This is a genomic window from Pseudomonas sp. 1L-B-1-E-C1 (assembly GCF_057291835.1).
Window position 1 is genome coordinate 57,040 of the sequence record NZ_JBXAWN010000012.1, and the last position, 24,107, is coordinate 81,146.

The 24,107-nt window shown below is 59.8% G+C and carries 22 protein-coding genes; all 22 read left to right on the forward strand.

Annotation, left to right across the window (positions count from 1 at the left end; all coding sequences use genetic code 11):
- Nucleotides 1-16 precede the first annotated feature (16 nt).
- The 22 genes from AC0Z4S_RS20715 (at nucleotide 17) to fliG (ending at nucleotide 24,107) form a co-directional block, all read left to right on the forward strand.
- Nucleotides 17-754 carry a cephalosporin hydroxylase family protein gene (locus AC0Z4S_RS20715; RefSeq protein WP_485624416.1) on the forward strand — a complete coding sequence of 246 codons (738 nt, stop codon included), beginning with the start codon at nucleotides 17-19 and terminating at the stop codon, nucleotides 752-754.
- 54 nt (nucleotides 755-808) lie between these two features.
- A complete protein-coding gene (locus AC0Z4S_RS20720) occupies nucleotides 809-3,724 on the forward strand; it encodes a glycosyltransferase family 2 protein (RefSeq protein ID WP_485624417.1) in 2,916 nt (971 codons plus the stop codon).
- Nucleotides 3,725-3,746: 22 nt separating this feature from the next.
- Nucleotides 3,747-4,748: a UDP-N-acetylglucosamine 4,6-dehydratase (inverting) gene (gene pseB / locus AC0Z4S_RS20725; RefSeq protein WP_253500365.1), complete on the forward strand. Its 1,002-nt coding sequence runs from the start codon at nucleotides 3,747-3,749 to the stop codon at nucleotides 4,746-4,748.
- A complete protein-coding gene (pseC, locus tag AC0Z4S_RS20730) occupies nucleotides 4,745-5,905 on the forward strand; it encodes a UDP-4-amino-4,6-dideoxy-N-acetyl-beta-L-altrosamine transaminase (RefSeq protein WP_485624418.1) in 1,161 nt (386 codons plus the stop codon). Before pseB ends, pseC begins: the two co-directional genes overlap by 4 nt.
- Before the next feature lie 27 nt (nucleotides 5,906-5,932).
- Nucleotides 5,933-6,553 carry a pseudaminic acid biosynthesis-associated methylase gene (locus tag AC0Z4S_RS20735; protein ID WP_485624419.1) on the forward strand — a complete coding sequence of 207 codons (621 nt, stop codon included), beginning with the start codon at nucleotides 5,933-5,935 and terminating at the stop codon, nucleotides 6,551-6,553.
- Nucleotides 6,550-7,245, forward strand: a complete 696-nt coding sequence (gene pseF / locus AC0Z4S_RS20740) for a pseudaminic acid cytidylyltransferase (RefSeq protein WP_485624420.1) — start codon at nucleotides 6,550-6,552, stop codon at nucleotides 7,243-7,245. The genes AC0Z4S_RS20735 and pseF overlap by 4 nt, the downstream gene beginning before the upstream one ends.
- The gene (pseG, locus tag AC0Z4S_RS20745) at nucleotides 7,242-8,747 is read left to right on the forward strand and encodes a UDP-2,4-diacetamido-2,4,6-trideoxy-beta-L-altropyranose hydrolase (protein ID WP_485624421.1); all 1,506 of its coding nucleotides are present in this window, start codon (nucleotides 7,242-7,244) and stop codon (nucleotides 8,745-8,747) included. The genes pseF and pseG overlap by 4 nt, the downstream gene beginning before the upstream one ends.
- The gene (gene pseI / locus AC0Z4S_RS20750) at nucleotides 8,740-9,792 is read left to right on the forward strand and encodes a pseudaminic acid synthase (RefSeq protein WP_485624422.1); all 1,053 of its coding nucleotides are present in this window, start codon (nucleotides 8,740-8,742) and stop codon (nucleotides 9,790-9,792) included. Before pseG ends, pseI begins: the two co-directional genes overlap by 8 nt.
- A gap of 227 nt (nucleotides 9,793-10,019) precedes the next feature.
- Nucleotides 10,020-10,946 (forward strand): ketoacyl-ACP synthase III, encoded by a 927-nt coding sequence (locus AC0Z4S_RS20755; RefSeq protein ID WP_485624423.1) that lies wholly within the window; start codon nucleotides 10,020-10,022, stop codon nucleotides 10,944-10,946.
- A gap of 87 nt (nucleotides 10,947-11,033) precedes the next feature.
- The gene (locus AC0Z4S_RS20760; RefSeq protein ID WP_485624424.1) at nucleotides 11,034-12,323 is read left to right on the forward strand and encodes a motility associated factor glycosyltransferase family protein; all 1,290 of its coding nucleotides are present in this window, start codon (nucleotides 11,034-11,036) and stop codon (nucleotides 12,321-12,323) included.
- On the forward strand, nucleotides 12,320-12,586 hold the full coding sequence (locus AC0Z4S_RS20765; protein ID WP_485624425.1) for a hypothetical protein: 267 nt from the start codon (nucleotides 12,320-12,322) through the stop codon (nucleotides 12,584-12,586). Before AC0Z4S_RS20760 ends, AC0Z4S_RS20765 begins: the two co-directional genes overlap by 4 nt.
- 242 nt (nucleotides 12,587-12,828) lie before the next feature.
- A complete protein-coding gene (locus AC0Z4S_RS20770; RefSeq protein WP_073472782.1) occupies nucleotides 12,829-13,680 on the forward strand; it encodes a flagellin domain-containing protein in 852 nt (283 codons plus the stop codon).
- 73 nt (nucleotides 13,681-13,753) lie between these two features.
- Entirely contained in the window at nucleotides 13,754-14,110 is a 357-nt protein-coding gene (locus tag AC0Z4S_RS20775) for a flagellar protein FlaG (protein WP_253500381.1), read from the forward strand.
- An 82-nt stretch (nucleotides 14,111-14,192) separates the two neighbouring features.
- On the forward strand, nucleotides 14,193-15,641 hold the full coding sequence (gene fliD, locus AC0Z4S_RS20780) for a flagellar filament capping protein FliD (protein ID WP_253500383.1): 1,449 nt from the start codon (nucleotides 14,193-14,195) through the stop codon (nucleotides 15,639-15,641).
- A gap of 129 nt (nucleotides 15,642-15,770) precedes the next feature.
- Nucleotides 15,771-16,169, forward strand: coding sequence for a flagellar export chaperone FliS (fliS, locus tag AC0Z4S_RS20785; protein ID WP_485624426.1), 399 nt, complete (start codon nucleotides 15,771-15,773; stop codon nucleotides 16,167-16,169).
- Between the two features lie 11 nt (nucleotides 16,170-16,180).
- Nucleotides 16,181-16,477 (forward strand): flagellar protein FliT, encoded by a 297-nt coding sequence (gene fliT, locus AC0Z4S_RS20790; protein ID WP_016771085.1) that lies wholly within the window; start codon nucleotides 16,181-16,183, stop codon nucleotides 16,475-16,477.
- A gap of 172 nt (nucleotides 16,478-16,649) precedes the next feature.
- Nucleotides 16,650-18,125 (forward strand): sigma-54 dependent transcriptional regulator, encoded by a 1,476-nt coding sequence (locus AC0Z4S_RS20795; RefSeq protein WP_485624427.1) that lies wholly within the window; start codon nucleotides 16,650-16,652, stop codon nucleotides 18,123-18,125.
- Nucleotides 18,126-18,235: 110 nt separating this feature from the next.
- Nucleotides 18,236-19,447 (forward strand): sensor histidine kinase, encoded by a 1,212-nt coding sequence (locus AC0Z4S_RS20800; protein WP_485624428.1) that lies wholly within the window; start codon nucleotides 18,236-18,238, stop codon nucleotides 19,445-19,447.
- Nucleotides 19,448-19,452: 5 nt separating this feature from the next.
- Entirely contained in the window at nucleotides 19,453-20,835 is a 1,383-nt protein-coding gene (locus AC0Z4S_RS20805) for a sigma-54-dependent transcriptional regulator (RefSeq protein WP_485624429.1), read from the forward strand.
- A 128-nt stretch (nucleotides 20,836-20,963) separates the two neighbouring features.
- Nucleotides 20,964-21,293, forward strand: a complete 330-nt coding sequence (gene fliE, locus AC0Z4S_RS20810; protein WP_016771081.1) for a flagellar hook-basal body complex protein FliE — start codon at nucleotides 20,964-20,966, stop codon at nucleotides 21,291-21,293.
- Between the two features lie 14 nt (nucleotides 21,294-21,307).
- Complete coding sequence (gene fliF / locus AC0Z4S_RS20815) at nucleotides 21,308-23,095, forward strand: flagellar basal-body MS-ring/collar protein FliF (RefSeq protein ID WP_253500389.1); 1,788 nt, start codon at nucleotides 21,308-21,310, stop codon at nucleotides 23,093-23,095.
- The gene (gene fliG, locus AC0Z4S_RS20820; RefSeq protein ID WP_039761172.1) at nucleotides 23,088-24,107 is read left to right on the forward strand and encodes a flagellar motor switch protein FliG; all 1,020 of its coding nucleotides are present in this window, start codon (nucleotides 23,088-23,090) and stop codon (nucleotides 24,105-24,107) included. Before fliF ends, fliG begins: the two co-directional genes overlap by 8 nt.

Sequence of the window (24,107 nt, forward strand, 5' to 3'; positions counted from 1 at the left end):
CGTTGAGATTATCAAGATGACCGAAAACAGCATCCATCAAGCCTTCGAAAACGAATGCCAGCAAGAGATCGCGCGCCAGGGTAATGACCAGAAAGTGGTAGCACTGGCCCGGGATTTCTTCAACGAATCGGCCCGCCATAAATACAGCTACCACTTTTCGTGGATGGGCCGTCCGATCATCCAGTTGCCGCAAGACATGATGGCCATGCAAGAGATCATCTGGCAGGTCAAACCGGACCTGGTCATCGAATGCGGCATCGCCCACGGCGGTTCGATCATCTACTACGCCTCGTTGCTGGAGCTGCAAGGCCACGGCGAAGTGCTGGGTATCGACCTCGATATTCGCCCGCACAACCGTGAGGCCATCGAAAGCCACCCGATGGCCAGGCGCATCCAGATGATCGAAGGTTCGAGTATCGATGAAGCGACCGCGCAGAAAGTCCGCGCGATTGCCGAGGGCAAGAAAGTGATTCTGGTCCTCGATTCCAACCATACCCACGACCACGTACTCGAGGAGCTGCGCTTGTACGCGCCGCTGGTTTCGGTGGGCAGCTACTGCGTGGTGATGGACACCGTGGTTGAAGACATGCCGGCGGACTTTTTTCCGGATCGCCCGTGGGGTCATGGCGATAACCCGAAAACCGCCGTGTGGAAATACCTGGAAGAGAACAAGGATTTCGAGATCGATCGGCAGATGCAGAACAAACTGCTGATCACCGTGGCGCCGGACGGTTATCTGCGCCGCGTTCGTTAATTCGCAACATTACCCAGCGTTGTTTCGGCGAGTCGCCGGTTGTGGAGAGAAGTTATGCAAGGCAAGTACAGTTCTGAACTGACGCTACCGCTCAACGAGTTGTTGACGGTGGTGCTGATTACTCACAACCGGCCGGCGTTCCTGCGCCGTGCGGTGAAGTATTACAGCAGCTTGCCCTGCCGGATCATGGTGCTGGATTCCACGCCGGAACGCCCGGAAGGCGATTTTTCCGCCGTCGATTATCATCATGTGCCGCAATTCGCCTACTGGGGGATGCAGGCCAAACTGGCCTATGGCGTCGAGCAACTGACCACGCCATACATGGTGCTGGCGGCGGATGACGATTTCATCGTGTTCGATTCGCTCTGCGAGTCTGTCGGCTTTCTTCTGGCCAATCGTGACTATGGCATGTGCCATGGCTATTGCCTGATGTACCTGGCGAAGGCCGATGGCGTGAACTACTACCGCCGCGACAAGAAGGTTCAGGAAGACTATTCATCCGAGCGGGCGCAGGATCGCGTCATTGACTACATGAGTCAGTACATCCCGCCGTTTTACGCGGTGACCCGTACCGATCTGATGAAAATCTGGCACTCGTCATTGCCGCCGGGGACCAATTTCCAATGGCAGGAAATCGGGCACGTGTATTTCCTGCTGGCGAGCGCCAAGGCACGGATCCTGCCGATTCCCTATGTGGTACGCGAGATCAACTACGGCGTTTCCGAACACAATACCGACGTGTATCACTCGCTGACCTATCTTGATGGCAAGTCGGTCGCCGAACGAGAGGCGTTTGCCGAATTCCTCGTCTCGCTGCCGACTGGTATCCAGAACCTCGATGCAGGGCAGGCCAAGGCATTTGTTCTGGAGAGCTTTGCGGCGATGGCCGAGAGTCTGGCGGTCCGTCGGGCGTTGACTGCCGAGCTGATTTTCGAGTCGACCTGGAATCAGCAATTGCAGCGGCCTGATCGGCGTTTCGGCCCACTGCAGTACGTTGAGATGCCGTTCTACAACCAGGCGTTTTTCGATCTTCTGGAACAGTTTGAATTCATGATGCACACCCTGCCGGCGGGTCGCCTTCAGCTGGAAGGGCTGGAAGGCGTATGGACGCGTCAGGCGCATCTGCTCCAGGCGCGCAATAACGATACGCCGGAGAGTGTGATCGACCGGTTGTGGCAGGCGCATGATCTGAATGCGTTCAACCAGGTGGTTACCAAACGTCTGGCCGCGCAGCTGCAAGTGCTCGGTGACGAGACGGCGGTGCAAGCCATGCATGAATGGATCGCTCGCCTCGAGGCGCTGACGGTCGACGATCATCAGCTCACGTTCGACACGATGCAATCGGGCCGTTTGTTGCATTGGCTGGCTGCGCGTGCACCTGCCATCGAGCAGCTCGAGTCGATCAGCCAACACGTGGCTGCTGAAGGTGGTGGCCCGCAGTTCGGTATCTTCCTGCTTGATCTGGACAACGACATCGACAAGCTGCAGGTGTCGCTCGACAGCCTGGTCGAGGGGCACTGCAAAGCATTCAGGATTGTCGTGTTCACCACCGGTGAAGCGCCGGCAGCGACCACTGCGCAGAACACCCTGCACTTTGTCCGCGTCACGCCAGGCAATCTCGTCGACAAACTCAACCAGAGCGCTCAGCAGTCGCCAAGCGACTGGTTGATGTTGGCCCAGGCAGGTGATGAGTTCACCGCTAGCGGCCTGTTGCGCGCCAGCCTTGAACTGATGGGTGCCGACAGTGTACGTGCGGTCGCCACCGATGAAATCCAGCGCAAGGAAAACGGCGCGCTGATAGACGTGTTCCGCCCCGGTTTCAATCTTGATCTGCTGCAAAGCGTGCCGTCGCTGATGGCGCGGCATTGGTTGATCCGTCGCCAGGTGCTGCTTGACGCTGGCGGTTATCAGGCCGACTTCAGCAAGGCGCTGGAATTCGATCTGTTGCTGCGCATCATCGAGCAGGGTGGCCTCGACGGCCTTGCGCATCTCGACGAGCCGCTGCTGATCACCGAGCAGGCGCCTCTGGAAGAAAACGCCCACGAGCGTCAGGCGTTGCTGCGTCACTTGGGCAATCGCGGCTACAAGGCCAAAGTCACCTCGGCGCTGCCGGGTACCTGGCAGATCGATTATCGCCATACCGAACAACCGCTGGTGTCGATCATTGTGCCGGTCATTGATGATCTGCCGGCACTGCGTCGCTGCCTCGAAGGCGTGCTGCTGCGCACCCGTTACAGCCGCTACGAAGTGCTGCTGGCAGCCAACGGCAATCAGTCGGCCGAGGTCAACGATTGGCTGGGCACACTGCGCCACGCCAAGGTCAATGTATTGCGTGCCGATCAGCCCCTGTGCGAAATCGCTTTGTACAACGCCGCCAGCGAGCAGGCTCAGGGTGAATACCTGGTGCTGCTGGCTGCTGACAGCGAGGTGGTCAACCCGAACTGGATCGATTCGCTGCTCAACCATGCCCAGCGCCCGGAAGTCGGCGTCGTCGGCGCCAAACTAGTCGATCGCGATGGCAAGGTTGCCCAGGCCGGTCTGATTCTCGGCCTGAACGGCGGTGTCGGTTCGCCTTTCACAGGTGAAAAACACAAAGCCGAGGGCTACATGCAGCGGCTGGCTGTCGAGCAGAATTACTCTGCCGTCTCCAAGGTGTGCCTGATGGTTCGCAAAGAGCTGTACAACGCTTTGGGCGGGCTGGATGAAGCGACCTTCGCCGAAGGTTATGCCGATGTCGATCTGTGCCTTAAGTCCGGGCAGGCCGGTTACCTCACCGTGTGGACGCCATTGGTGCAGGTGCTGCACACCGGCGAACTGCCACAGCCGCCGGCGGCACTGGCGGCGCTGCGTGAAAAGTGGTCCGACGCCTTCGCCCACGACCCGGCCTACAACGCCAACCTGGCCCTGACCGGCAAAGGTTTTACCCTGGGCGAAAACGCCTCGATCAATTGGGCGCAGTTGCTCGCCTGAGCAGGCCGACAGGAACTACCACATGTTCAATGGACAATCGATTTTCATCTCCGGCGGCACCGGCTCGTTCGGCCGCAATTTCATCCGTCGCTTGCTGGAGCAATACCAGCCCAAGCGCGTCGTTGTGTTCTCTCGCGATGAGTTGAAACAGTACGAAATGCAGCAGACCTTCAACGCGCCGTGCATGCGTTATTTCATCGGTGACGTGCGTGACGCCGACCGTTTGCGTCAGGCCATGCGCGGCATCGATTACGTCGTGCATGCTGCGGCGTTGAAGCAGGTCCCGGCGGCGGAATACAACCCGACCGAATGCATCCGCACCAACGTCAACGGCGCGGAAAACATCATCGCCGCCGCCATCGACAATGGCGTGAAGAAAGTCGTCGCGCTGTCCACCGACAAGGCGGCCAGCCCGATCAATCTGTACGGTGCGACCAAGTTGCTCTCGGACAAATTGTTCGTCGCCGCCAACAACATTGCCGGCGAGCAGCAGACCCGATTCGCCGTGGTGCGCTACGGCAACGTCGCCGGTTCGCGCGGCTCGGTGGTGCCGTTTTTCAGCAAGCTGATCGCTGATGGCGCGCAAGAATTGCCGATCACCGACGAGCGCATGACCCGCTTCTGGATCACCCTGGATCATGGCGTGCAGTTCGTCCTCGACAGCTTCGCCCGCATGCACGGCGGCGAAGTGTTCGTGCCGAAGATCCCGTCGATCCGCATCGTCGATCTGGCGCGCGGCATGGCCGAGCATCTGCCGCACAAGAACGTCGGCATTCGTCCCGGTGAGAAGCTGCACGAACTGATGGTGCCGCTGGACGATGCGCGTATGACCCTTGAGTTTGAAGACCATTACACGATTCAGCCGTCGATTCGTTTTACCAGCGTCGACGTCGATTTCGCCGTGGATAAACTCGGTGAACGTGGCCGTGCCGTGGGCGAGGATTTCGAGTATCGCTCGGACACCAACCCGCATTTCCTTTCAGTAGGGCAGATCGCCGATCTGCACGCGAAGCTGTCGGTATGATTCCTTACGGTCGGCAGAGCCTTGATCAGGCGGACATCGACGCGGTGGTCGAGGTTCTGCAATCGGACTGGCTGACCCAGGGGCCGACCATCGAGCGTTTCGAGCAGGCCATGGCCGAGCGCTGTCAGGCGGATTTTGCCGTGGCGGTGTGCAATGCCACGGCGGCACTGCACATTGCCTGTCTGGCGGCGGGCCTGGGGCCGGGCGATCGCTTGTGGACTTCGCCAAACACCTTTCTCGCCTCGGCCAATTGCGGGCGTTATTGCGGCGCTGACGTTGATTTCGTCGACATCGATCCGCTGACCTGGAACCTTGATGCGTTCGCGCTTGAAGCGAAGCTCGAACGGGCCGAGCGCGACGGCACGCTGCCGAAAGTCCTCGTCGCCGTAGCCTTCTCCGGGCAGAGCTGTGACCTGCGCAAGATTGCCGATCTGGCGGTGCGCTACAACTTCACAGTGATCGAAGATGCCTCCCACGCGGTGGGCGCCAGCTACGCCGGCCGTCCGGTCGGTTGTGGTGAGTTTGCGGCGATGACGGTGTTCAGTTTTCACCCGGTGAAAATCATCACCAGCGCCGAAGGCGGCATGGTCCTGACCAATCGCCCGGCGCTGGCCGAACGCCTGCGACGCCTGCGCAGCCATGGCATGACCCGCGATCCGCAACACATGACCGAGCCCAGCCATGGCCCGTGGTACTACCAGCAGATCGAGCTCGGTTTCAATTATCGGATCACCGATCTGCAAGCGGCGCTGGGTCTGTCGCAACTGCGCAAGCTCGACGAATTTGTCGCACGGCGCCGCGAACTCGCAGCGCGTTACGATCAGTTGCTCGCCTACCTGCCGCTGACCTTGCCGAGCGCGCAGCCGGAAGCCGAATCAGCGTGGCACCTTTACGTGGTGCGTTTGCAGACCGAGCGCTGCAGCCTCAGTCATCGCCAGGTGTTCGAAGGTTTGCGCAGCGCCGGCATCGGCGTCAATCTGCACTACATTCCCGTGCACTTGCAGCCGTACTATCGTGACCTGGGGTTTGCCGGAGGCGACTTCCCCGAGGCGGAGCGCTATTACGCCGAGGCGATCAGCTTGCCGCTGTTCCCCTTGCTGACTGATGAGCAGCAGGATCATGTAGTCGAGCAACTGCGCCGACTGACCGAAGAATGACCGCTGCGGCGGTAGACGAGACTGTGTATGCGCGATCTGAGCGAGCAGGAAAGATTCTGGCAGGGTGAGTTCGGCGATCAGTACGTTGAGCGCAATGTCGGCCAGGCGCTGGTGGCGGGCAATCTAGGGTTTTTCGCCAAGGCGCTGAGCCGTGCGGGTCGCGTCGACAGTCTGCTGGAACTGGGTACCAACGCCGGCAACAATTTGCAGGCATTGCGTCAGTTATTGCCGCGTTGCGAACTGTTCGGTGTCGAGATCAACGAAAGCGCGTGCGCGCAGGCGCAGGCGCTGGACATTGCGCAAATCTGGCACGGCTCGTTGTTCGATTTTTCTGCCGAGCGCCGCTACGATCTGACACTGAGCAAAGGCGTGCTGATCCATCTGGCTCCCGAGCTGTTACCGCGCGCTTATGCGCAGATGTACGAGCTGAGCCAGCGCTACATCCTGATCGCCGAGTACTACAATCCGGCACCGATGGAAATCGCTTACCGCGGTAACAACGGCAAGCTGTTCAAGCGCGATTTTGCCGGGGAAATGCTTGATCGCTATGCCGATTTGCAACTGCTCGACTATGGCTTCGTCTATCACCGTGATCGACAGTTTCCGGCCGATGACATCACCTGGTTCCTGTTGGAAAAACGCTCTTGAGCAACGTCGCAATCATCCCTGCCCGTGGCGGCAGCAAGCGCATCCCGCGCAAGAATCTCTTGCCGTTCGCGGGCGTGCCGATGATTGTCCGCTCGATCCGCACAGCGCTGGATTCAGGTTTGTTCGAGCAGGTCGTGGTCAGCACCGACGATGCCGAGATTGCCGACATCGCGAAGGCGCACGGTGCGCAGGTACCGTTCATGCGCCCGGCCGATCTGGCCGATGATTACGCCGGCACTGCGGCGGTTATCGTGCACGCACTGCAGCATTTGCCGTCCTTCGATTTCGCTTGCTGCATTTACGCCACTGCGCCGCTGTTGCAGGCGCGTTATCTGCGTCAGGGTTTGGAGTTGCTGGAGCGGCATCTGCATCGATCATTTGCGTTCTCGGTTTGCGATTTCGCGTTTCCGGTACAGCGTGCACTGACAGTCGACGGGGACGGCGCCTTGACGGCGTTGTATCCCGAGTTTCGCAATACTCGTTCGCAGGACTTGCCCGAGGCGTTTCAGGACGCCGGGCAGTTTTATTGGGGGCGCAGCGAGGCGTGGATGCGCGGTGATGTGCTGTATTCGCCAGCCAGCCTGCCGGTGATTCTGCCGCGATATCTGGTCCAGGACATCGATACCCCCGAGGACTGGAAACGCGCCGAATACCTTTACGCCGCGCTCAAGGCCGGCGGAGAACTGCAATGAGAGTGCTGATCCGTGCCGACGCCTCGCCGACCATCGGCAGCGGCCATATCGCCCGCTGCCTGACGCTGGCGCGGGTGCTGCGCCGGCAGGGCAGTCATGTCGCGTTTGCCTGTCGGCGGTTGCCGGGGCATCGACTCGAAGCCTTGAATGCCGAAGGCTTCGAGACCTTCGCGCTGCCCGAGCGCTATCGTGATGAAGACCCGCTGCAGGCCATCGAATCGATGTTGCCGTGGCAGTTCGACATTGATGCACTGGGCCTGCTGCTGGACGGGCAGGCACCGTTCGACTGGATCATCGTCGACCATTACGGCCTCGATCATCACTGGCAAACCGCTGCCCGACGCTGGGCGCATCGAATTGCCGCCGTGGATGATCTGGCCACGCGGCGCTACAGCGTCGATCTGCTGCTCAATCAGAACCTGTCCGGTCTTAGCGAAAACTACGCGCCGCTGCTGCCGCCAGGCTGTCGCACCTTGCTCGGCCCGCGCTACGCCATGCTGCGCGAAGAATTCAACTGCGATGCCATCGAGATCAAACCGAAGGCCCGGCGCGTGCTGGTGAATTTCGGCGGTTTCGACGCGGCGATGCAGACCCATCACGCGATGCTCGCCTTGGCTGATTTCACTGAATTGCAGATTGATTTCGTCGCTGGCGCCGACAACCCGGCGTGGACGCAGATGCAGGCGTTGGCCGAGACGCGACCGAACTGGCGCCTGCACAGTTTCGTCAGCGATTTCCATCAGCGCATGACTGAGGTCGATCTGTTTATCGGCGCCGGCGGCGGTACCAGTTGGGAGCGTGCCGCGTTGGGGTTGCCGACCATCTGCATCGCTGTGGAAAACAATCAGCAGGCCAACGGTGAAGTCATGGCCGCTGCCGGCGCGCATGTGTTCATGGGCGCCCGCGAGCAGGTCAGCGTCGAGCAGTTGCGTGATGCGGTCGGCTTTGTCGTGGACAATCATTTTCTGCGCCGCAGCCTCGCCGAGCGCTCGCGGCAACTGGTCGACGGACGCGGTGCCGAACGCGTGGCAGCAGCGCTGGCCGGCGCGGTGCTGAAACTGCGTCCGGCGACGCTGGACGATGCGCAGTTGCTGTTCGATGGGCGCAATGCCGAAGCGGTACGGCGCTGGTCGCTGGAAAATGGCGTCATCGACTGGCCGCAACATCTCAACTGGCTGACGGCAAGTCTGCGCAATCCGCAACGGCTGCTGTTGATCGCTGAGGCGGATGACGGCCCGGTCGGAGTGCTGCGTTACGATTTGCGCGGGTTCGAAGCTGAAGTGTCGATCTATCTGCTGGAAGGGCGTTTCGGCCTCGGTTGGGGCAGGGCAGTGCTCAGCCGGGGCGAGGCGTTTGTCGCTGCGCACTGGCCGCAATTGACGCGCATCAACGCCCGGGTCATGCCCGCCAATCAGTCTTCATTGAAAGTCTTTCGCGACGCCGGGTTCATCCAGGAAATCTGCGCGTTCAGCCGTGTTTTGAAGGATCACTCGCATGCCTAGTTTCAAGATTGGCCACCACAGCATCGGTGCCGACGCGCCGCCGTTCATCATTGCCGAGATGAGTGGCAACCATAACCAGTCCCTCGACGTCGCCCTGCAAATCGTCGAGGCTGCTGCGAAGGCTGGTGCGCATGCCTTGAAGCTGCAAACCTACACCGCCGAAACCATGACCCTGGATTTGGCCGAAGGTGAATTCTTCATCAAGGATCCGGGCAGTCTGTGGGCCGGCACGTCGCTCTACGATCTCTACGAAAAAGCCCACACGCCGTGGGAATGGCACGCGCCGATTTTTGCTCGAGCCAAGGAGTTGGGGATGCTCGCGTTCTCGACGCCGTTCGATGACAGCGCGGTGGATTTTCTCGAAAGCCTTGAAGTGCCTGCGTACAAAATCGCCAGTTTTGAAAACACCGATCTGCCGTTGATTCGTCGTGTGGCGGCGACCGGCAAACCGCTGATCATCTCCACCGGCATGGCCAGCATTGCTGAACTGGATGAAACCGTGCGCGCCGCCCGCGAGGCCGGGTGCAAGGATCTGGTCTTGCTCAAGTGCACCAGCACCTATCCGGCGACGCCACTCAACAGCAACGTGCGCACAATCCCGCATCTGCGTGAATTGTTTGGTTGCGAGGTCGGGCTGTCGGATCATTCGATGGGCGTTGGCGTATCGGTGGCGGCGGTGGCGCTGGGCGCGACGGTGGTGGAGAAACACTTCACCCTCGACCGTTCGGCCGGTGGCGTCGACGCGAGCTTTTCCCTGGAACCGGCGGAGCTGGCCAGTCTGGTCGTCGAAACCGAGCGTGCCTGGCAAGCCATGGGGCAGGTGCATTACGGCGTGACCGAGGCGGAGCGCAAGTCGCTGGTCTATCGCCGTTCGCTGTACGTCACCGCAGACATGGCTGCCGGTGAAGCCTTTACCGGGGACAATCTGCGCGCCATTCGTCCCGGTCTCGGTCTGCCGCCCAAGCACACTGATGCCGTTCTCGGACGCCGCGCGCGCACCGCGATCAAGCGTGGTACGCCACTGGATTGGTCGCTGATCGAATAAGCCAATCTGCCATCGATTCGGCAAAATAGCGTGACCTGCGAGTCATAACGCGCATCTTCACTGTATTGTATTGACCGGGGAGATGGCGCCTGGCCCGTTTTGCGGTTCCAGTGATAGCCCTTTGCGCTTCCCGTGGCTGCCCGTCGTGGCGGCCGTTTTCTGTTTGTCGGCGCCCCTCGAATCCTTGCGAGCGGTGGTTTTGGGCTGTTTTTTATTGGGAAGCCGTAATGATTGGCATAAAAAGCATTGCGAGCTACGTTCCTGTAGCCGGCGTGGACAATTACGCACAAGGTGCAAAATTCGAGAAGGATGAAGAATTCATCCTTGGCAAGATCGGTTCGGCATTCCTGCCGCGCAAAGACGCTGAGCAGGAAACCTCCGATCTGTGCGTGGAAGCGGCCAATGCGCTGTTTGCCAGCAACCCTGAACTGAAACGTGAATCGATCGATGCCTTGATTGTCGTCACCCAGAACGGTGACGAAGAGGGCCTGCCGCACACTGCTGCCATCGTCCAGGACAAACTCGGCCTGCCGACCAATGTTGCAGCGTTCGACATTTCTCTGGGCTGCTCCGGTTACGTCTACGGCATCTACGCGATCAAGGGCTTCATGGAAGCCGCCGGCCTGAAGAACGGTCTGCTGATAACCGCTGACCCGTATTCGAAAATCGTTGACCCGGAAGACCGCAACACCACCATGCTTTTCGGCGATGCCGCCACCGCTACGTGGATGGGCGAGAAACCGACCTGGGCGCTGGGCAAGGCCAAGTTCGGCACCGACGGTTCCGGCGCTCCGCACCTGAAAGTCAGCAACGGCGTGTTCTTCATGAACGGTCGTCAGGTCTTCAATTTCGCCCTGCTGAAAGTCCCGGCGCACTTGCATGAACTGCTTGACGATTCGGGGCTGAAAGCCGATGACATCGACGCATTCTGCATTCACCAGGGCAGTGCGGCGATTGTCGACGCGGTGGCGCGACGCTTCGAAGGCGAGCCGGAGAAATTCATCAAGGACATGGTCGAGACCGGCAACACCGTGTCGTCGAGCATTCCGCTGTTGCTGGAAAAACACGTGCTCGATTCCGACTGGCAGCGTGTCGCGCTAAGCGGCTTTGGCGTCGGCCTGTCGTGGGGCTCGGCGATCATCTATCGTCCGTAGGTTCTAGGAAAAAGCACTGATACAAAAATAGCGTTCAAGGTTAACCTTGGACGCTATTTTTTTGCCCGAGAAGGAGCGCGAGGCGCCATGAGCGAGTTTTTCCAGGCCAATGCCGAGGTGCTGCAATTGCGCTGGCCGGCGCTGTTCGAGCGTCTGATGGCTGAAGACAGCGCAGCTGTGCAGGCCGAACTCGTGCAGGGGCTGGGTTCGACGTTGAGCGTTGACGGCATTCAGCTCACCAGTCGCCATGACCGGCTGCATGAGGCGCAGATTCAGGCGGCAAGCCTGCCGGAAAAACCGCAACTCCATGTTTATGGCACCGGCCTCGGCGACTTGCCCGGCGTGCTGCTCAAGCGTGCAGGGCTCGAGCGCCTCTACGTGCACATCCTCAATGGCGCGCTGTTCGCGCTGGTACTGCAACTGCTCGATCAGCGCCAGTGGCTGCAGGATCCCCGGGTCGAACTGTTTTACGCCGGTGATCACCCGGACTTCTTCACGCCATTCTTTGCCTTGCCGGCCGAGATGCTGCTGGCCGACGACTTCAATGCGAAGATCCGCGACCGCCTGATCAATGAAGTGCATCTGACGTTCAACAACCGCGATTTCGATCCGCAGTCACCGGAGATTCAACAGCGCTTGCAGGAGTGTCTGCCAGTGTTGCTCGGCGATGCTGATGTGGCGCAGCTGTTCGGCACTTGCACCGGTCGGGACGTTTACGTGATCGCCACGGGGCCGACGCTGGAGCAGCATTTCGAACGTCTGGCGGCGATCCGTCAGTGCGCACAACGACCGCTGTTCATCTGTGTTGATACGGCCTACCGGCCATTGCGCGAGCACGGCATCGTGCCTGACGTCGTGGTGAGCATCGATCAGCGCATCGGTTTCCGGCATCTGCCCTTCGAGGCCTCCGACGGCATTACGCTGGTGTACCTGCCGATGAGCGACCCGCAGGTATTGAAGGCATGGAAGGGTAGGCGCTATGGCGGTTATTCGGCGAGCCCGATGTACGCCGAGTTGAAAGAACAGTATCCGCGCGGTGAGCTGCACGTCGGCGGCAGCGTGATTCATCCGGCGGTGGATCTCGCGGTAAAAATGGGCACGAGTCGAATCACACTGTTTGGCGCTGACTTCGCCTTCCCGATGAACAAGACCCACGCCGGTTGGGGCGATGGCGATCTGGGCCCGCCGGTGGCCCAGGCGCGGCACTGGGTGCGCGATGGTCACGGTCAGCGCGTCAGCACCCAGCTGAATTTTCGCGGTTATCTGTGCGTACTGGAGCGTTACATCGCCGCCAACCCACAGGTCGAGTTTCTCAACAGCAGCCGCGCCGGTGCGCTGATCGCCGGAACCGCTTTCAATCAGGAGTTCGTGCAATGAGTGCGCTGAGTCAGAGTCTGGATCAGTGTCGTCAGTGCGCAGCTTTGTTTCGTCTGGGGCGTGACGTCGAGGCGGCGCTGACGATGGTCGATGTGTTCGAACAGGCTCAGCAAAGTCTGGCGTCTGCCTCAGTGGAAATCCAGCAAGCGTGGGCACAGGTGCTCACGCAAATGCTCGATTGCCAGGAACGCCAGGACTGGTTGGGCCTGGCTGACTATATGGAATACGAGCTGGTTGAATTGCTCGAAGATGCCCGGCGCTGAAGCGCTCAATGGCGCTGGCCCGCGGCTCTGCGTTACAGGCGGTTTTATGACGTCATTTTTCCGCGCTGAATGTGCTGCTAAGTCTTTGTTTTCTCGGGGGTGGCGTGGTGATGGCAAAATTTTTTCAAAAAGCCCTCAAGCAACCTGCAAACCCGACGATAACTATTACGAAGGTTCTCTAGGCCATACCCGGCGGTTGCCAGGGCCGGAAGCCGCAGTACCCAACCAACGAGGAATTCGTCATGGCTTTAACAGTAAACACCAACACCACATCGTTGAACGTTCAGAAAAACCTGAACCGCGCTTCCGACGCTCTGTCCACTTCGATGCAGCGCCTGTCTTCCGGCCTGAAAATCAACAGCGCCAAAGACGACGCAGCTGGCCTGCAGATCTCCAACCGTATGTCTTCGCAGATCCGCGGTAACACCCAGGCCATCCAGAACGCCAACGACGGTATCTCCGTTGCCCAGACCGCTGAAGGCGCTCTGCAAGCTACTACCGACATCCTGCAGCGTATGCGTGAACTGGCTGTTAAAGCCCGTAACGGTACCAACGGCACTGCTGACCAGACCGCTACCAACGCTGAATTCGCTCAGATGTCCGACGAGATCACCCGTATCTCGGCTTCGACCAACCTGAACGGCAAAAACCTGCTGGACGGTTCGGCTGGTACTGTGACCCTGCAAGTTGGCGCAAACACCGGTTCGGCTAACCACATCGACCTGGTACTGAGCTCCAAGTTCGACGCCGTCAGCCTGTCGGTTGGCAGCGGCACTGTTGTACTGACTGGCGCCAGCCCTTCTGACGCTGCCGTCGCCATCGACAGCGCGATCACTGCAATCGACGCAGCTATCGCTAACATCGGTGCAACCCGCGCCAGCCTGGGTGCTTCGCAAAACCGTTTGACCAGCACCATCCAGAACCTGCAGAACATCACTGAAAACACTACCGCTGCTCAGGGTCGTGTACAGGACACCGACTTCGCCGCTGAAACTGCTAACCTGACCAAGCAGCAGACTCTGCAGCAAGCTTCGACCTCCGTACTGGCTCAAGCCAACCAACTGCCTTCCGCTGTACTGAAGCTGCTTCAGTAATTTCGGAATGAGTTTAAGCGGGGGAGTGCGCTTGTCGTGCTCTCTCGCTTTTTTACGTTAAGAGGTGATGGGCATGGACATGAGCGTAAAGCTTAACGTGTCTTATCCGGCTCCCAAGCCAGTGACACCGGTTGCTGACAAACCGTCAGAGCTGCCGAAAGTCCAAAAGACTGAAGCGCCGGTCGCTGCCAAGGATCAGGATTCGGACAGCGCCAAGTTGAAACTGGCGGTGCAAGAGATCGAAAAGTTCGTCCAGTCGATCAAGCGTAATCTGGAGTTCTCGATCGACGAGCATTCCGGCAAGGTCATCGTCAAGGTGATCGCGAGCGAGACGGGTGAAGTCGTTCGACAGATTCCTTCCGCCGAAGCCCTCAAACTGGCGGACAGCCTCGCCAATGCAAGTCATGTATTGTTCGACGCCAAAGTCTGATAAATGGCATGAATAGTGTTTGTTCGTTCTCAGGACGCGTGTAACGGTCAAAAGAATGGCAACAATCTGAAGGGAGATGCACATGGCAAGTCCAATTCTACCGGGTTCCGGACTGGGTTCCGGCCTGGACATCGGCGCGATCGTGACCGCGCTGGTCAACGCCGACAAGTCTGCCAAGCAGACGCAGATCGATACTGCGACCAAAACCAACAGCCTGAAGATCTCCGGTGTCGGTTCGCTGAAAAGTGCACTGGCTGCATATCAGAAAGCGATGGGCGATCTGAACAAAGCTTCGAGTCCGGCGTTTGCCGGTTTTACCGCAACGTCTGACACGCCATCGGTTGTCGGTGCTACCTCGGATAAAACCGCCGTACCGGGTACTTACAGCGTCGTCGTGAAAAACCTGGCCACCGGCTCGAAAGTTGCCAGTGCCGCCTTTGCCGGCGGGGCCGCCAGTGCCATTCCGAGTGGTACTCTGAAAATCAGTCAGAATGGCATTGATTACAATGTCGCGATTCCGGCCAATGCTACCTTGCAGTCCACGCGCGATGCGATCAACACCGCACAGTCCAGCAACGGCATTTCCGCGAACATCGTGACTGACAGTACCGGCGCCTCGCGTCTGGTACTGAGCTCCAACAAGACAGGCGCCGGCATGGACCTGCAGGTCAGCGGTATCGCCGGTCTCGAGATCGATGGCACCCAGAAGATGGGTGACAGTCCTGCGGCAGGGGCATCCGGTGCGGTCGGTGATGTGGCCAAGGACGCTAGCCTGACCATCGACGGCCTGGCCGTTACCAGCAAGACCAATACCGTGACCGGTGCGATCAGCGGCATGACGCTTAACCTGACTGCTGCCAGTCCATTGGTCAATGGCGTCGCAACGCCAGCGACCGTTTCGGTTGCGACCAATACCGCCGGCATCCAGACATCGCTGCAATCGTTCATCGATTCCTATAACACCCTGAAGAAAACCATCGACACCTTGTCCAAGGCAACGCCGGATGCCGATGGCAATCTGACCGTTTCCGCAGCCTTCACCGGTGATGCTCTGCCGCGTTCGTTGATGGCCGATGTGCGCGCTCAGTTGACCGATCCAGGGGCGGGCGGAGCGGGGCAATTGTCCGTGCTGTCGCAGATGGGCGTATTGACCGATAGCAAAACCGGTTTGCTGACGCTCGACACTGCAGTGTTCAACAAGCGTATGGAAACTCCCGGCATGGCTGGTCAGGTTCAACAACTGTTCAGCGGCACCGATGCCAAGAATGGTCTGTTGGCGCGTATGACTGCGGCGGTTGATCCGTACGTCAAGACCGGTGGACTGCTCGATCAGCGCAGCTCCAACCTGACGAATCTGACTTCGAGCCTGCAAAAGCAGCAGGCGGCGCTGGATCTGCGCGTTGCCAACCTGACGACGACATTGACCGCCAAGTACAACGCCATGGACTTGCTGGTCGGCCAGATGAAGGCAACGGCGAGCAACATCACCTCGTTCTTCAGCTCGCTGAACGCTCAGCAGTCGGCGAAGTAACAGTCAGTAACGACAAAAACCCGGCTACGCTTTATCGGCGTGCGCCGGGTTTTTGTCTTTTGATCTAAAGTTTTCCAACCGGTTGGCGATACACTGGTTATACGAGTCAACGTGGCAATGAGGTAGAACATGAACCCGATGTTAGCCCTTCGGCAATACCAGAAAGTCGGCGCCCATGCGCAGACGTCCGAAGCGAGCCCGCACCGCCTGGTGCAAATGTTGATGGAAGGTGGCCTGGCCCGTATTGCTCAGGCCAAGGGCGCCATCGAGCGCAAGGACATCCCCGCCAAATGCACGGCGATCAGCAAAGCCATCGGCATCGTCAGTGGCTTGCGCGAAGGTCTCGATCTTGAAAACAATGCAGAAGCGCTGGCCGATCTGGATGGCCTGTACATCTACATGATGAAGCGCCTTGCCGAGGCGAATATCAGCAGCGATCCACGTGCCCTCGATGAGGTGGCCGGCTTGCTGACAACGGTCAAAGAAGGCTGGGACGCCATCGCGCCCGTGCCGGCTCCGCAATTCTGAAGGAGAGCACCATGAGTCTTGTATTGCAGCGAATTGCCGATACCCGCGAAGCGTTGGTCGGTGCATTGGCCGAGCGAAACTGGGAAGCCATTGGCGAGCTGGATCTGGCTTGCCGTTCCTGCATGGAAGACGTCATGGCGGAAGCTTCGCTGGACGAAGTAGCGTTGCGCGACAACCTCGAGGAGCTGCTATTCGTCTACAAGGAGCTTCTTGAGGTGGCGATGGGAGAGCGGCAGGCGATAGCCAACGAGATGTCGCAGATCACCCAAGCGCAAAAGGCTGCAAAGGTTTACCATCTGTTTGGTTGATTAACCGTCAGTTGAACCAGAGATGTGCGCCATAAATTTGACTGTGCACGGTTTTTTGACTTAACTAGTGGCTATTATCAGGTTTAGGGCGTCTACAGGCACATGGTGTCCTGCAAGCGTCTCGCTTGCCTTATTTTTCGGGCATTGAGTTGACTAGGGAAGTTGCTATTGCATGTGGCGTGAAACCAAAATTCTGCTGATCGATGACGATAGCGTCCGCCGCCGCGACCTGGCGGTGATTCTGAATTTTCTTGGCGAAGAAAATTTACCCTGCGGCAGCCATGACTGGCAGCAGGCAGTCGCCTCTTTGTCGTCTAGTCGTGAAGTCATTTGCGTACTGATCGGGACCGTTAATGCTCCTGGCGCGCTTTTGGGCTTGCTAAAGACACTCGCAACCTGGGATGAGTTCCTTCCGGTTTTGTTAATGGGCGATAATTCTTCCGTTGACCTGCCTGAAGACCAGCGTCGCCGCGTGTTGTCGACCCTGGAAATGCCGCCCAGCTACAGCAAATTGCTCGATTCGCTGCACCGCGCCCAGGTCTATCGCGAAATGTACGACCAGGCCCGCGAACGCGGCCGTCATCGCGAACCCAACCTTTTCCGCAGCCTCGTCGGTACCAGCCGTGCGATTCAGCACGTGCGCCAGATGATGCAGCAGGTGGCCGACACCGACGCCAGCGTGCTGATCCTCGGCGAGTCCGGCACCGGCAAGGAAGTGGTCGCGCGCAACCTGCACTACCACTCCAAGCGTCGCGACGCGCCGTTTGTGCCGGTCAACTGCGGGGCGATTCCGGCAGAGCTGCTGGAAAGCGAGCTGTTCGGCCACGAGAAGGGCGCCTTCACCGGTGCGATCACCAGCCGTGCCGGACGCTTTGAACTAGCCAACGGCGGCACGCTGTTCCTCGACGAAATCGGCGACATGCCGCTGCCGATGCAGGTCAAGCTGCTGCGCGTGCTGCAGGAACGTACCTTCGAGCGCGTGGGCAGCAACAAGACCCAGAGCGTCGACGTGCGCATCATTGCCGCGACCCACAAGAATCTCGAAAGCATGATCGAGATCGGCTCGTTCCGCGAAGACCTCTACTATCGCCTGAACGTGTTCCCGATCGAGATGGCGCCGCTGCGCGAGCGCGTCGAAGATATCCCGCTGTTGATGAACGAACTGATCTCGCGCATGGAGCACGAGAAGCGCGGTTCGATCCGTTTCAATTCAGCGGCGATCATGTCGCTGTGCCGTCACGGCTGGCCGGGCAACGTCCGCGAACTGGCCAATCTCGTCGAGCGCATGGCGATCATGCATCCGTACGGGGTGATCGGTGTGGTCGAGTTGCCGAAGAAATTCCGCTACGTCGACGACGAAGACGAGCAAATGGTCGACAGCCTGCGCAGCGATCTGGAAGAGCGCGTGGCGATCAATGGCCATACCCCGGATTTCAGCGCCAACGCACTGCTGCCGCCGGAAGGTCTGGACCTCAAGGACTACCTCGGTGGCCTGGAGCAGGGCCTGATTCAGCAGGCGCTGGACGATGCCAATGGCATTGTCGCCCGTGCTGCTGAGCGTCTGCGTATTCGTCGCACCACGCTGGTGGAGAAGATGCGCAAGTACGGCATGAGCCGCGCTGGAGGGGACGAACAGGCGGATGATTGACGCCTGTTTTTCAACTGCTTCATTTATAAGCGGTTTTTTTTAGGCACGGGTATTGCTATAGCCCTCGCAACGTTCCGTTTCACTGACGGTCAGCCAAGCGAGAGAGCCCAATGCCCCAAGCCGCCCAGATCTCTTCTGCCTCCAATATCGTGGGGCAACCCTCGTCCGTAGAGCAGGCAAGTCGTCAGGGACTTGAGCAGGCCTTTCAGCTGTTCAACCAGATGTCGAGCCAGTTGACCGACTCCTACAGCCTGCTCGAAGCCCGCGTCACCGAGCTCAAGGGCGAGCTGGCGGTAGTCAGCGCCCAGCGCATGCAGGAGCTGGCGGAAAAAGAACGCCTGGCCAATCGCCTGCAAAACCTTCTCGATCTATTGCCCGGCGGCGTGATCGTCATTGACGGCCACGGTCTGGTGCGCGAAGCCAACCCCGCCGCCATCGACCTGCTTGGCTCGCCACTCGAAGGCGAACTCTGGCGCCATGTGATTGCACGCTGCTTCGCTCCGCGTGAAGACGACGGTCACGAAATCTCTCTTAAAAACGGTCGGCGCCTGTCGATTTCCACCCGCTCGCTGGATGCCGAGCCGGGGCAGTTGGTGCTGCTCAATGACTTGACGGAAACCCGTCATCTGCAAGACCAGTTGGCGCGCCACGAACGTTTGTCATCGCTGGGGCGCATGGTTGCCTCGCTGGCCCACCAGATTCGCACACCGCTGTCCGCCGCTTTGCTCTACGCCAGTCATTTGACTGAGCAGCAATTGCCGGTGGAAACCCAGCAACGCTTTGCCGGACGCCTGAAAGAGCGTCTGCACGAACTCGAACATCAAGTGCGCGACATGCTGGTGTTCGCCCGTGGTGAATTGCCCCTGACTGATCGCCTTACTCCCGATGCCTTGATGCAATCGCTGCAAGCTGCGGCGCTGACCCACGTGCAGGATCTGCCGATTCGCTGGCAGTGCGACAGTCATGCCGGTGAGCTGCTGTGCAATCGCGACACGCTGGTCGGCGCATTGCTGAACTTGATCGAAAACGCCATTCAGGCCAGCGCCGGTGAGGCGCGCCTGAAAGTGCATTGCTACACCAGAGGCAACACCCTGCGTATGTGTGTCAGCGACAGCGGCAGCGGCATTGAGCCGACAGTTTTGGCGCGCCTCGGCGAGCCTTTTTTTACTACCAAAGTCACCGGCACCGGCCTCGGCCTGACCGTGGTCAAAGCGGTGGCCCGCGCCCATCAGGGAGAATTGACCCTGCGTTCGCGAGTCGGGCGCGGCACTTGCGCGCAGGTCAGTCTGCCGCTGTTTTCCGCTGCACAAGGAGTTGAATAAACGTCATGGGCATCAAGGTGTTGCTGGTCGAGGATGACCGTTCGTTGCGCGAAGCGCTGGCCGATACGCTGCTGCTCGCCGGCCACGATTATCACGCCGTCGGCAGCGCCGAAGAAGCGCTGACGGCCGTTGCGCAGCAAGCCTTCAGTCTGGTGGTCAGCGACGTCAACATGCCGGGCATGGACGGTCATCAATTGCTTGCCCTGCTGCGCGCGCGCCAACCGCAGTTGCCGGTGCTGTTGATGACCGCCCACGGCGCCGTCGAGCGTGCGGTCGATGCGATGCGTCAAGGCGCGGCGGATTACCTGGTCAAACCGTTTGAGCCCAAGGCATTGCTTGATCTGGTGGCCCGGCATGCGCTGGGCAGCCTTGACGCTGGCGAAGCGGATGGCCCCGTCGCGGTCGAGCCGGCCAGTGCGCAGCTGCTTGAACTGGCAGCACGGGTGGCGCGCAGTGATTCGACTGTCCTGATCTCCGGCGAGTCCGGCACCGGTAAAGAAGTATTGGCGCGCTACATTCACCAGCAATCGCGGCGGGCCAGTCAGCCATTTATTGCGATCAACTGTGCGGCGATTCCCGACAACATGCTCGAAGCGACGCTGTTCGGTCATGAGAAGGGTTCGTTCACCGGCGCTATCGCCTCGCAGGCCGGCAAATTCGAGCAAGCGGACGGTGGCACCATTCTGCTCGATGAAATTTCCGAAATGCCGCTGGGTCTGCAAGCCAAACTGCTGCGGGTCCTGCAGGAGCGCGAAGTCGAGCGCGTGGGCGCACGCAAGCCGATCAGTCTGGATATCCGCGTGGTCGCCACGACCAACCGTGATCTGGCTGGCGAAGTGGCAGCGGGGCGCTTCCGTGAAGACCTGTTTTACCGCTTGTCGGTTTTTCCTCTGGCCTGGCGTCCACTTCGCGAGCGCACTGCCGATATCCTGCCGCTGGCGGAAAAGTTGTTGGCCAAACACGTCAATAAAATGAAGCACGCTGCGGCGAAGCTGTCCCCCGAAGCACAAGCCTGCCTGACCGAGTACCCGTGGCCGGGCAACGTGCGGGAGCTGGACAACGCCATTCAGCGCGCGCTGATTCTGCAGCAGGGCGGTTTGATCCAGCCGCAGGATTTCTGCCTGAGCGGTGCGGTGACATTTGCGCCGTTGCCGGTCGCGGCACCGGTGATTCGCGAGGTGGACATCGAGGCGGATTCCTCCGGTGCCCTGGGCGACGACCTGCGCCGCCGGGAGTTTCAGATGATCATCGACACCCTGCGCGCCGAGCGTGGCCGGCGCAAGGAAGCTGCCGAAAAGCTCGGCATCAGCCCGCGCACCCTGCGCTACAAACTGGCGCAAATGCGCGACGCCGGAATGGACGTCGAAGGCTATCTGTTCGCCACCTGACGAATGCTGCAAAACATTCCAGATGCTTTTCTCAGAAGGGTGCCCATGAGCTGGCACCCTTGTTGCTAATACCTGTGTACCCGCCGAGTGAGTGTCAAAAAATTGCGGGCCGCCCAAGAGAGTAGACCATGAGCCAAGGTATTGAATTTAATCGGTTGATGATGGACATGCAGGCCATGAAAGTGGATGCCATGTCTGCGCGTAAATCGACTGCCGCTGTCCCTGAAATTGCCGGCAGCAGCTTTTCCGACATGCTCGGTCAGGCGATCAATAAAGTCAGCGATACCCAGCAGGCGTCGACTCAACTGGCCAATGCTTTCGAGATCGGCAAGAGCGGTGTCGACCTGACCGACGTGATGATCGCATCGCAAAAAGCCAGCGTGTCGTTCCAGGCTCTGACCCAGGTGCGCAACAAGCTGGTCCAGGCTTACCAAGACATCATGCAGATGCCGGTTTAAGGGCGAAATAAGTCATGGCAGAAGCAGTCGCTGATAACGTTCCGGCCAAGGCCACCCCGATCGACGGCAAACCGCCGCTGTTCGGCCTGTCCTTTCTGGAAAACCTTTCCCAGATGACCGTGCTGCGTCAGGTCGGCCTGTTGGTCGGTCTGGCTGCGAGCGTGGCGATTGGCTTTGCCGTGGTGCTGTGGTCGCAGCAGCCGGATTACCGTCCACTGTACGGCAGCCTTGCGGGCCTTGACGCCAAGCAGGTCATGGAAACCCTGGCCGCCGCTGACATTCCCTACAACGTAGAACCCAATTCCGGCGCCTTGCTGGTCAAGGCCGACGACCTGTCCCGTGCGCGGATGAAACTCGCTGCCGCTGGTGTCACTCCCAGCGACGGCAATATCGGTTTCGAAATTCTCGACAAGGAACAGGGTCTGGGCACCAGCCAGTTCATGGAAGCGACCCGTTATCGTCGCGGCCTCGAAGGCGAACTGGCGCGCACCATCTCCAGCCTGAACAACGTCAAGGGTGCCCGCGTGCACCTGGCCATTCCGAAGAGTTCGGTGTTCGTCCGTGACGAGCGCAAGCCGAGCGCTTCGGTACTGGTCGAGCTGTACAGCGGGCGTTCGCTGGAGCCGGGTCAGGTGGTAGCGATCATCAACCTGGTCGCGACGTCCGTGCCCGAGTTGAGCAAATCGCAGATCACCGTCGTCGATCAGAAGGGCAATCTGCTCTCCGATCAGGCGGAGAACTCGGAAATGACCATGGCCGGCAAGCAGTTCGATTACAGCCGTCGCATGGAAAGCATGCTCACCCAGCGCGTGCACAACATTCTGCAACCGGTACTGGGCAACGATCGCTACAAGGCTGAAGTCTCCGCCGACGTCGATTTCAGTGCCGTCGAATCGACAGCCGAGCAGTTCAACCCGGACCAACCGGCGTTGCGCAGCGAGCAGTCGGTCAACGAACAACGCACCGCCAGCAATGGCCCGCAAGGTGTCCCGGGTGCCCTGAGCAACCAGCCACCGTCGCCAGCCTCGGCGCCGCAGACCACCGGTGGCACCGCCGCGCCGGCCGGCATGATCCAGCCGGGTCAGCCACTGGTTGACGCCAACGGTCAACAGATCATGGACCCGGCCACCGGCCAGCCGATGCTCGCGCCGTACCCGGCCGACAAGCGTCTACAATCGACGAAGAACTTCGAGCTCGACCGTTCGATCAGCCACACCAAACAGCAGCAGGGCCGTCTCAATCGCCTGTCGGTGTCGGTGGTGGTCGATGATCAGGTCAAGATCAACCCGGCCAACGGTGAAACCAGCCGTGCGCCGTGGAGCGCCGACGAATTGGCGCGCTTCACCCGTCTGGTGCAGGACGCCGTCGGTTTCGACGCCAGCCGTGGTGACAGCGTCAGCGTGATCAACATGCCGTTCTCCGCCGAGCGCGGTGAAGTGATTGCCGATATTCCGTTCTACTCCCAGCCATGGTTCTGGGACATCGTCAAACAAGTGCTGGGTGTGCTGTTCATCCTCGTACTGGTGTTTGGTGTGCTGCGTCCGGTGCTCAACAACATCACCGGCGGTGGCAAAGGCAAGGAGCTGGCCGGTCTGGGCAGCGACGTGGAACTCGGTGGCATGGGCGGCCTGGACGGCGACCTGGCCAACGACCGCGTGAGCCTCGGTGGTCCGCAGAGCATTCTGTTGCCGAGCCCGAGCGAGGGTTATGACGCGCAACTGAATGCAATCAAGAGTCTGGTAGCTGAAGACCCGGGTCGCGTGGCTCAGGTCGTAAAAGAGTGGATTAACGCAGATGAGTGATAACCGAGCCGCCGCCGTCAAACTGACCAAGGTCGACAAAGCCGCGATTCTGCTGCTGTCCCTGGGTTCGACCGATGCTGCACAAGTGCTGCGCCACATGGGGCCCAAAGAGGTTCAGCGCGTCGGCGTGGCCATGGCGCAGATGGGCAACGTCCATCGCGAGCAGGTCGAGCAGGTGATGAGCGAGTTCGTCGACATCGTCGGCGATCAGACCAGCCTCGGCGTCGGATCCGACGATTACGTGCGCAAGATGCTCACCCAGGCTCTGGGCGAAGACAAGGCCAACGGCCTGATCGACCGCATCCTGCTCGGCGGCAACACCAGCGGCCTCGACAGCCTGAAATGGATGGAGCCGCGCGCCGTCGCCGACGTCATCCGTTACGAACACCCGCAGATCCAGGCAATCGTGGTTGCGTACCTCGACCCGGATCAGGCCGGTGAAGTGCTCGGCAACTTCGACCACAAGGTGCGTCTGGACATCATCCTGCGCGTTTCGTCGTTGAACACCGTGCAGCCGGCAGCGCTGAAAGAGCTCAACCAGATTCTCGAGAAACAGTTCTCCGGCAACTCGAACGCCTCGCGCACCACCTTGGGTGGCATCAAGCGTGCGGCCGATATCATGAACTTCCTCGACAGCTCGATCGAAGGCCAGCTCATGGACTCGATCCGCGAAGTCGACGAAGACCTGTCCGGTCAGATCGAAGACCTCATGTTCGTCTTCAACAACCTGGCCGACGTCGACGACCGTGGCATTCAGGCGCTGTTGCGCGAAGTCTCTTCCGATGTTCTGGTACTGGCCCTCAAGGGCTCGGACGAAGGCGTCAAGGAAAAGATCTTCAAGAACATGTCCAAGCGCGCCGCCGAACTGTTGCGCGACGACCTCGAGGCCAAAGGCCCGGTGCGCGTCAGCGATGTCGAAACCGCGCAGAAGGAAATCCTCACCATCGCCCGCCGTATGGCCGAAGCAGGCGAGATCGTGCTCGGTGGCAAGGGCGGCGAGGAAATGATCTAA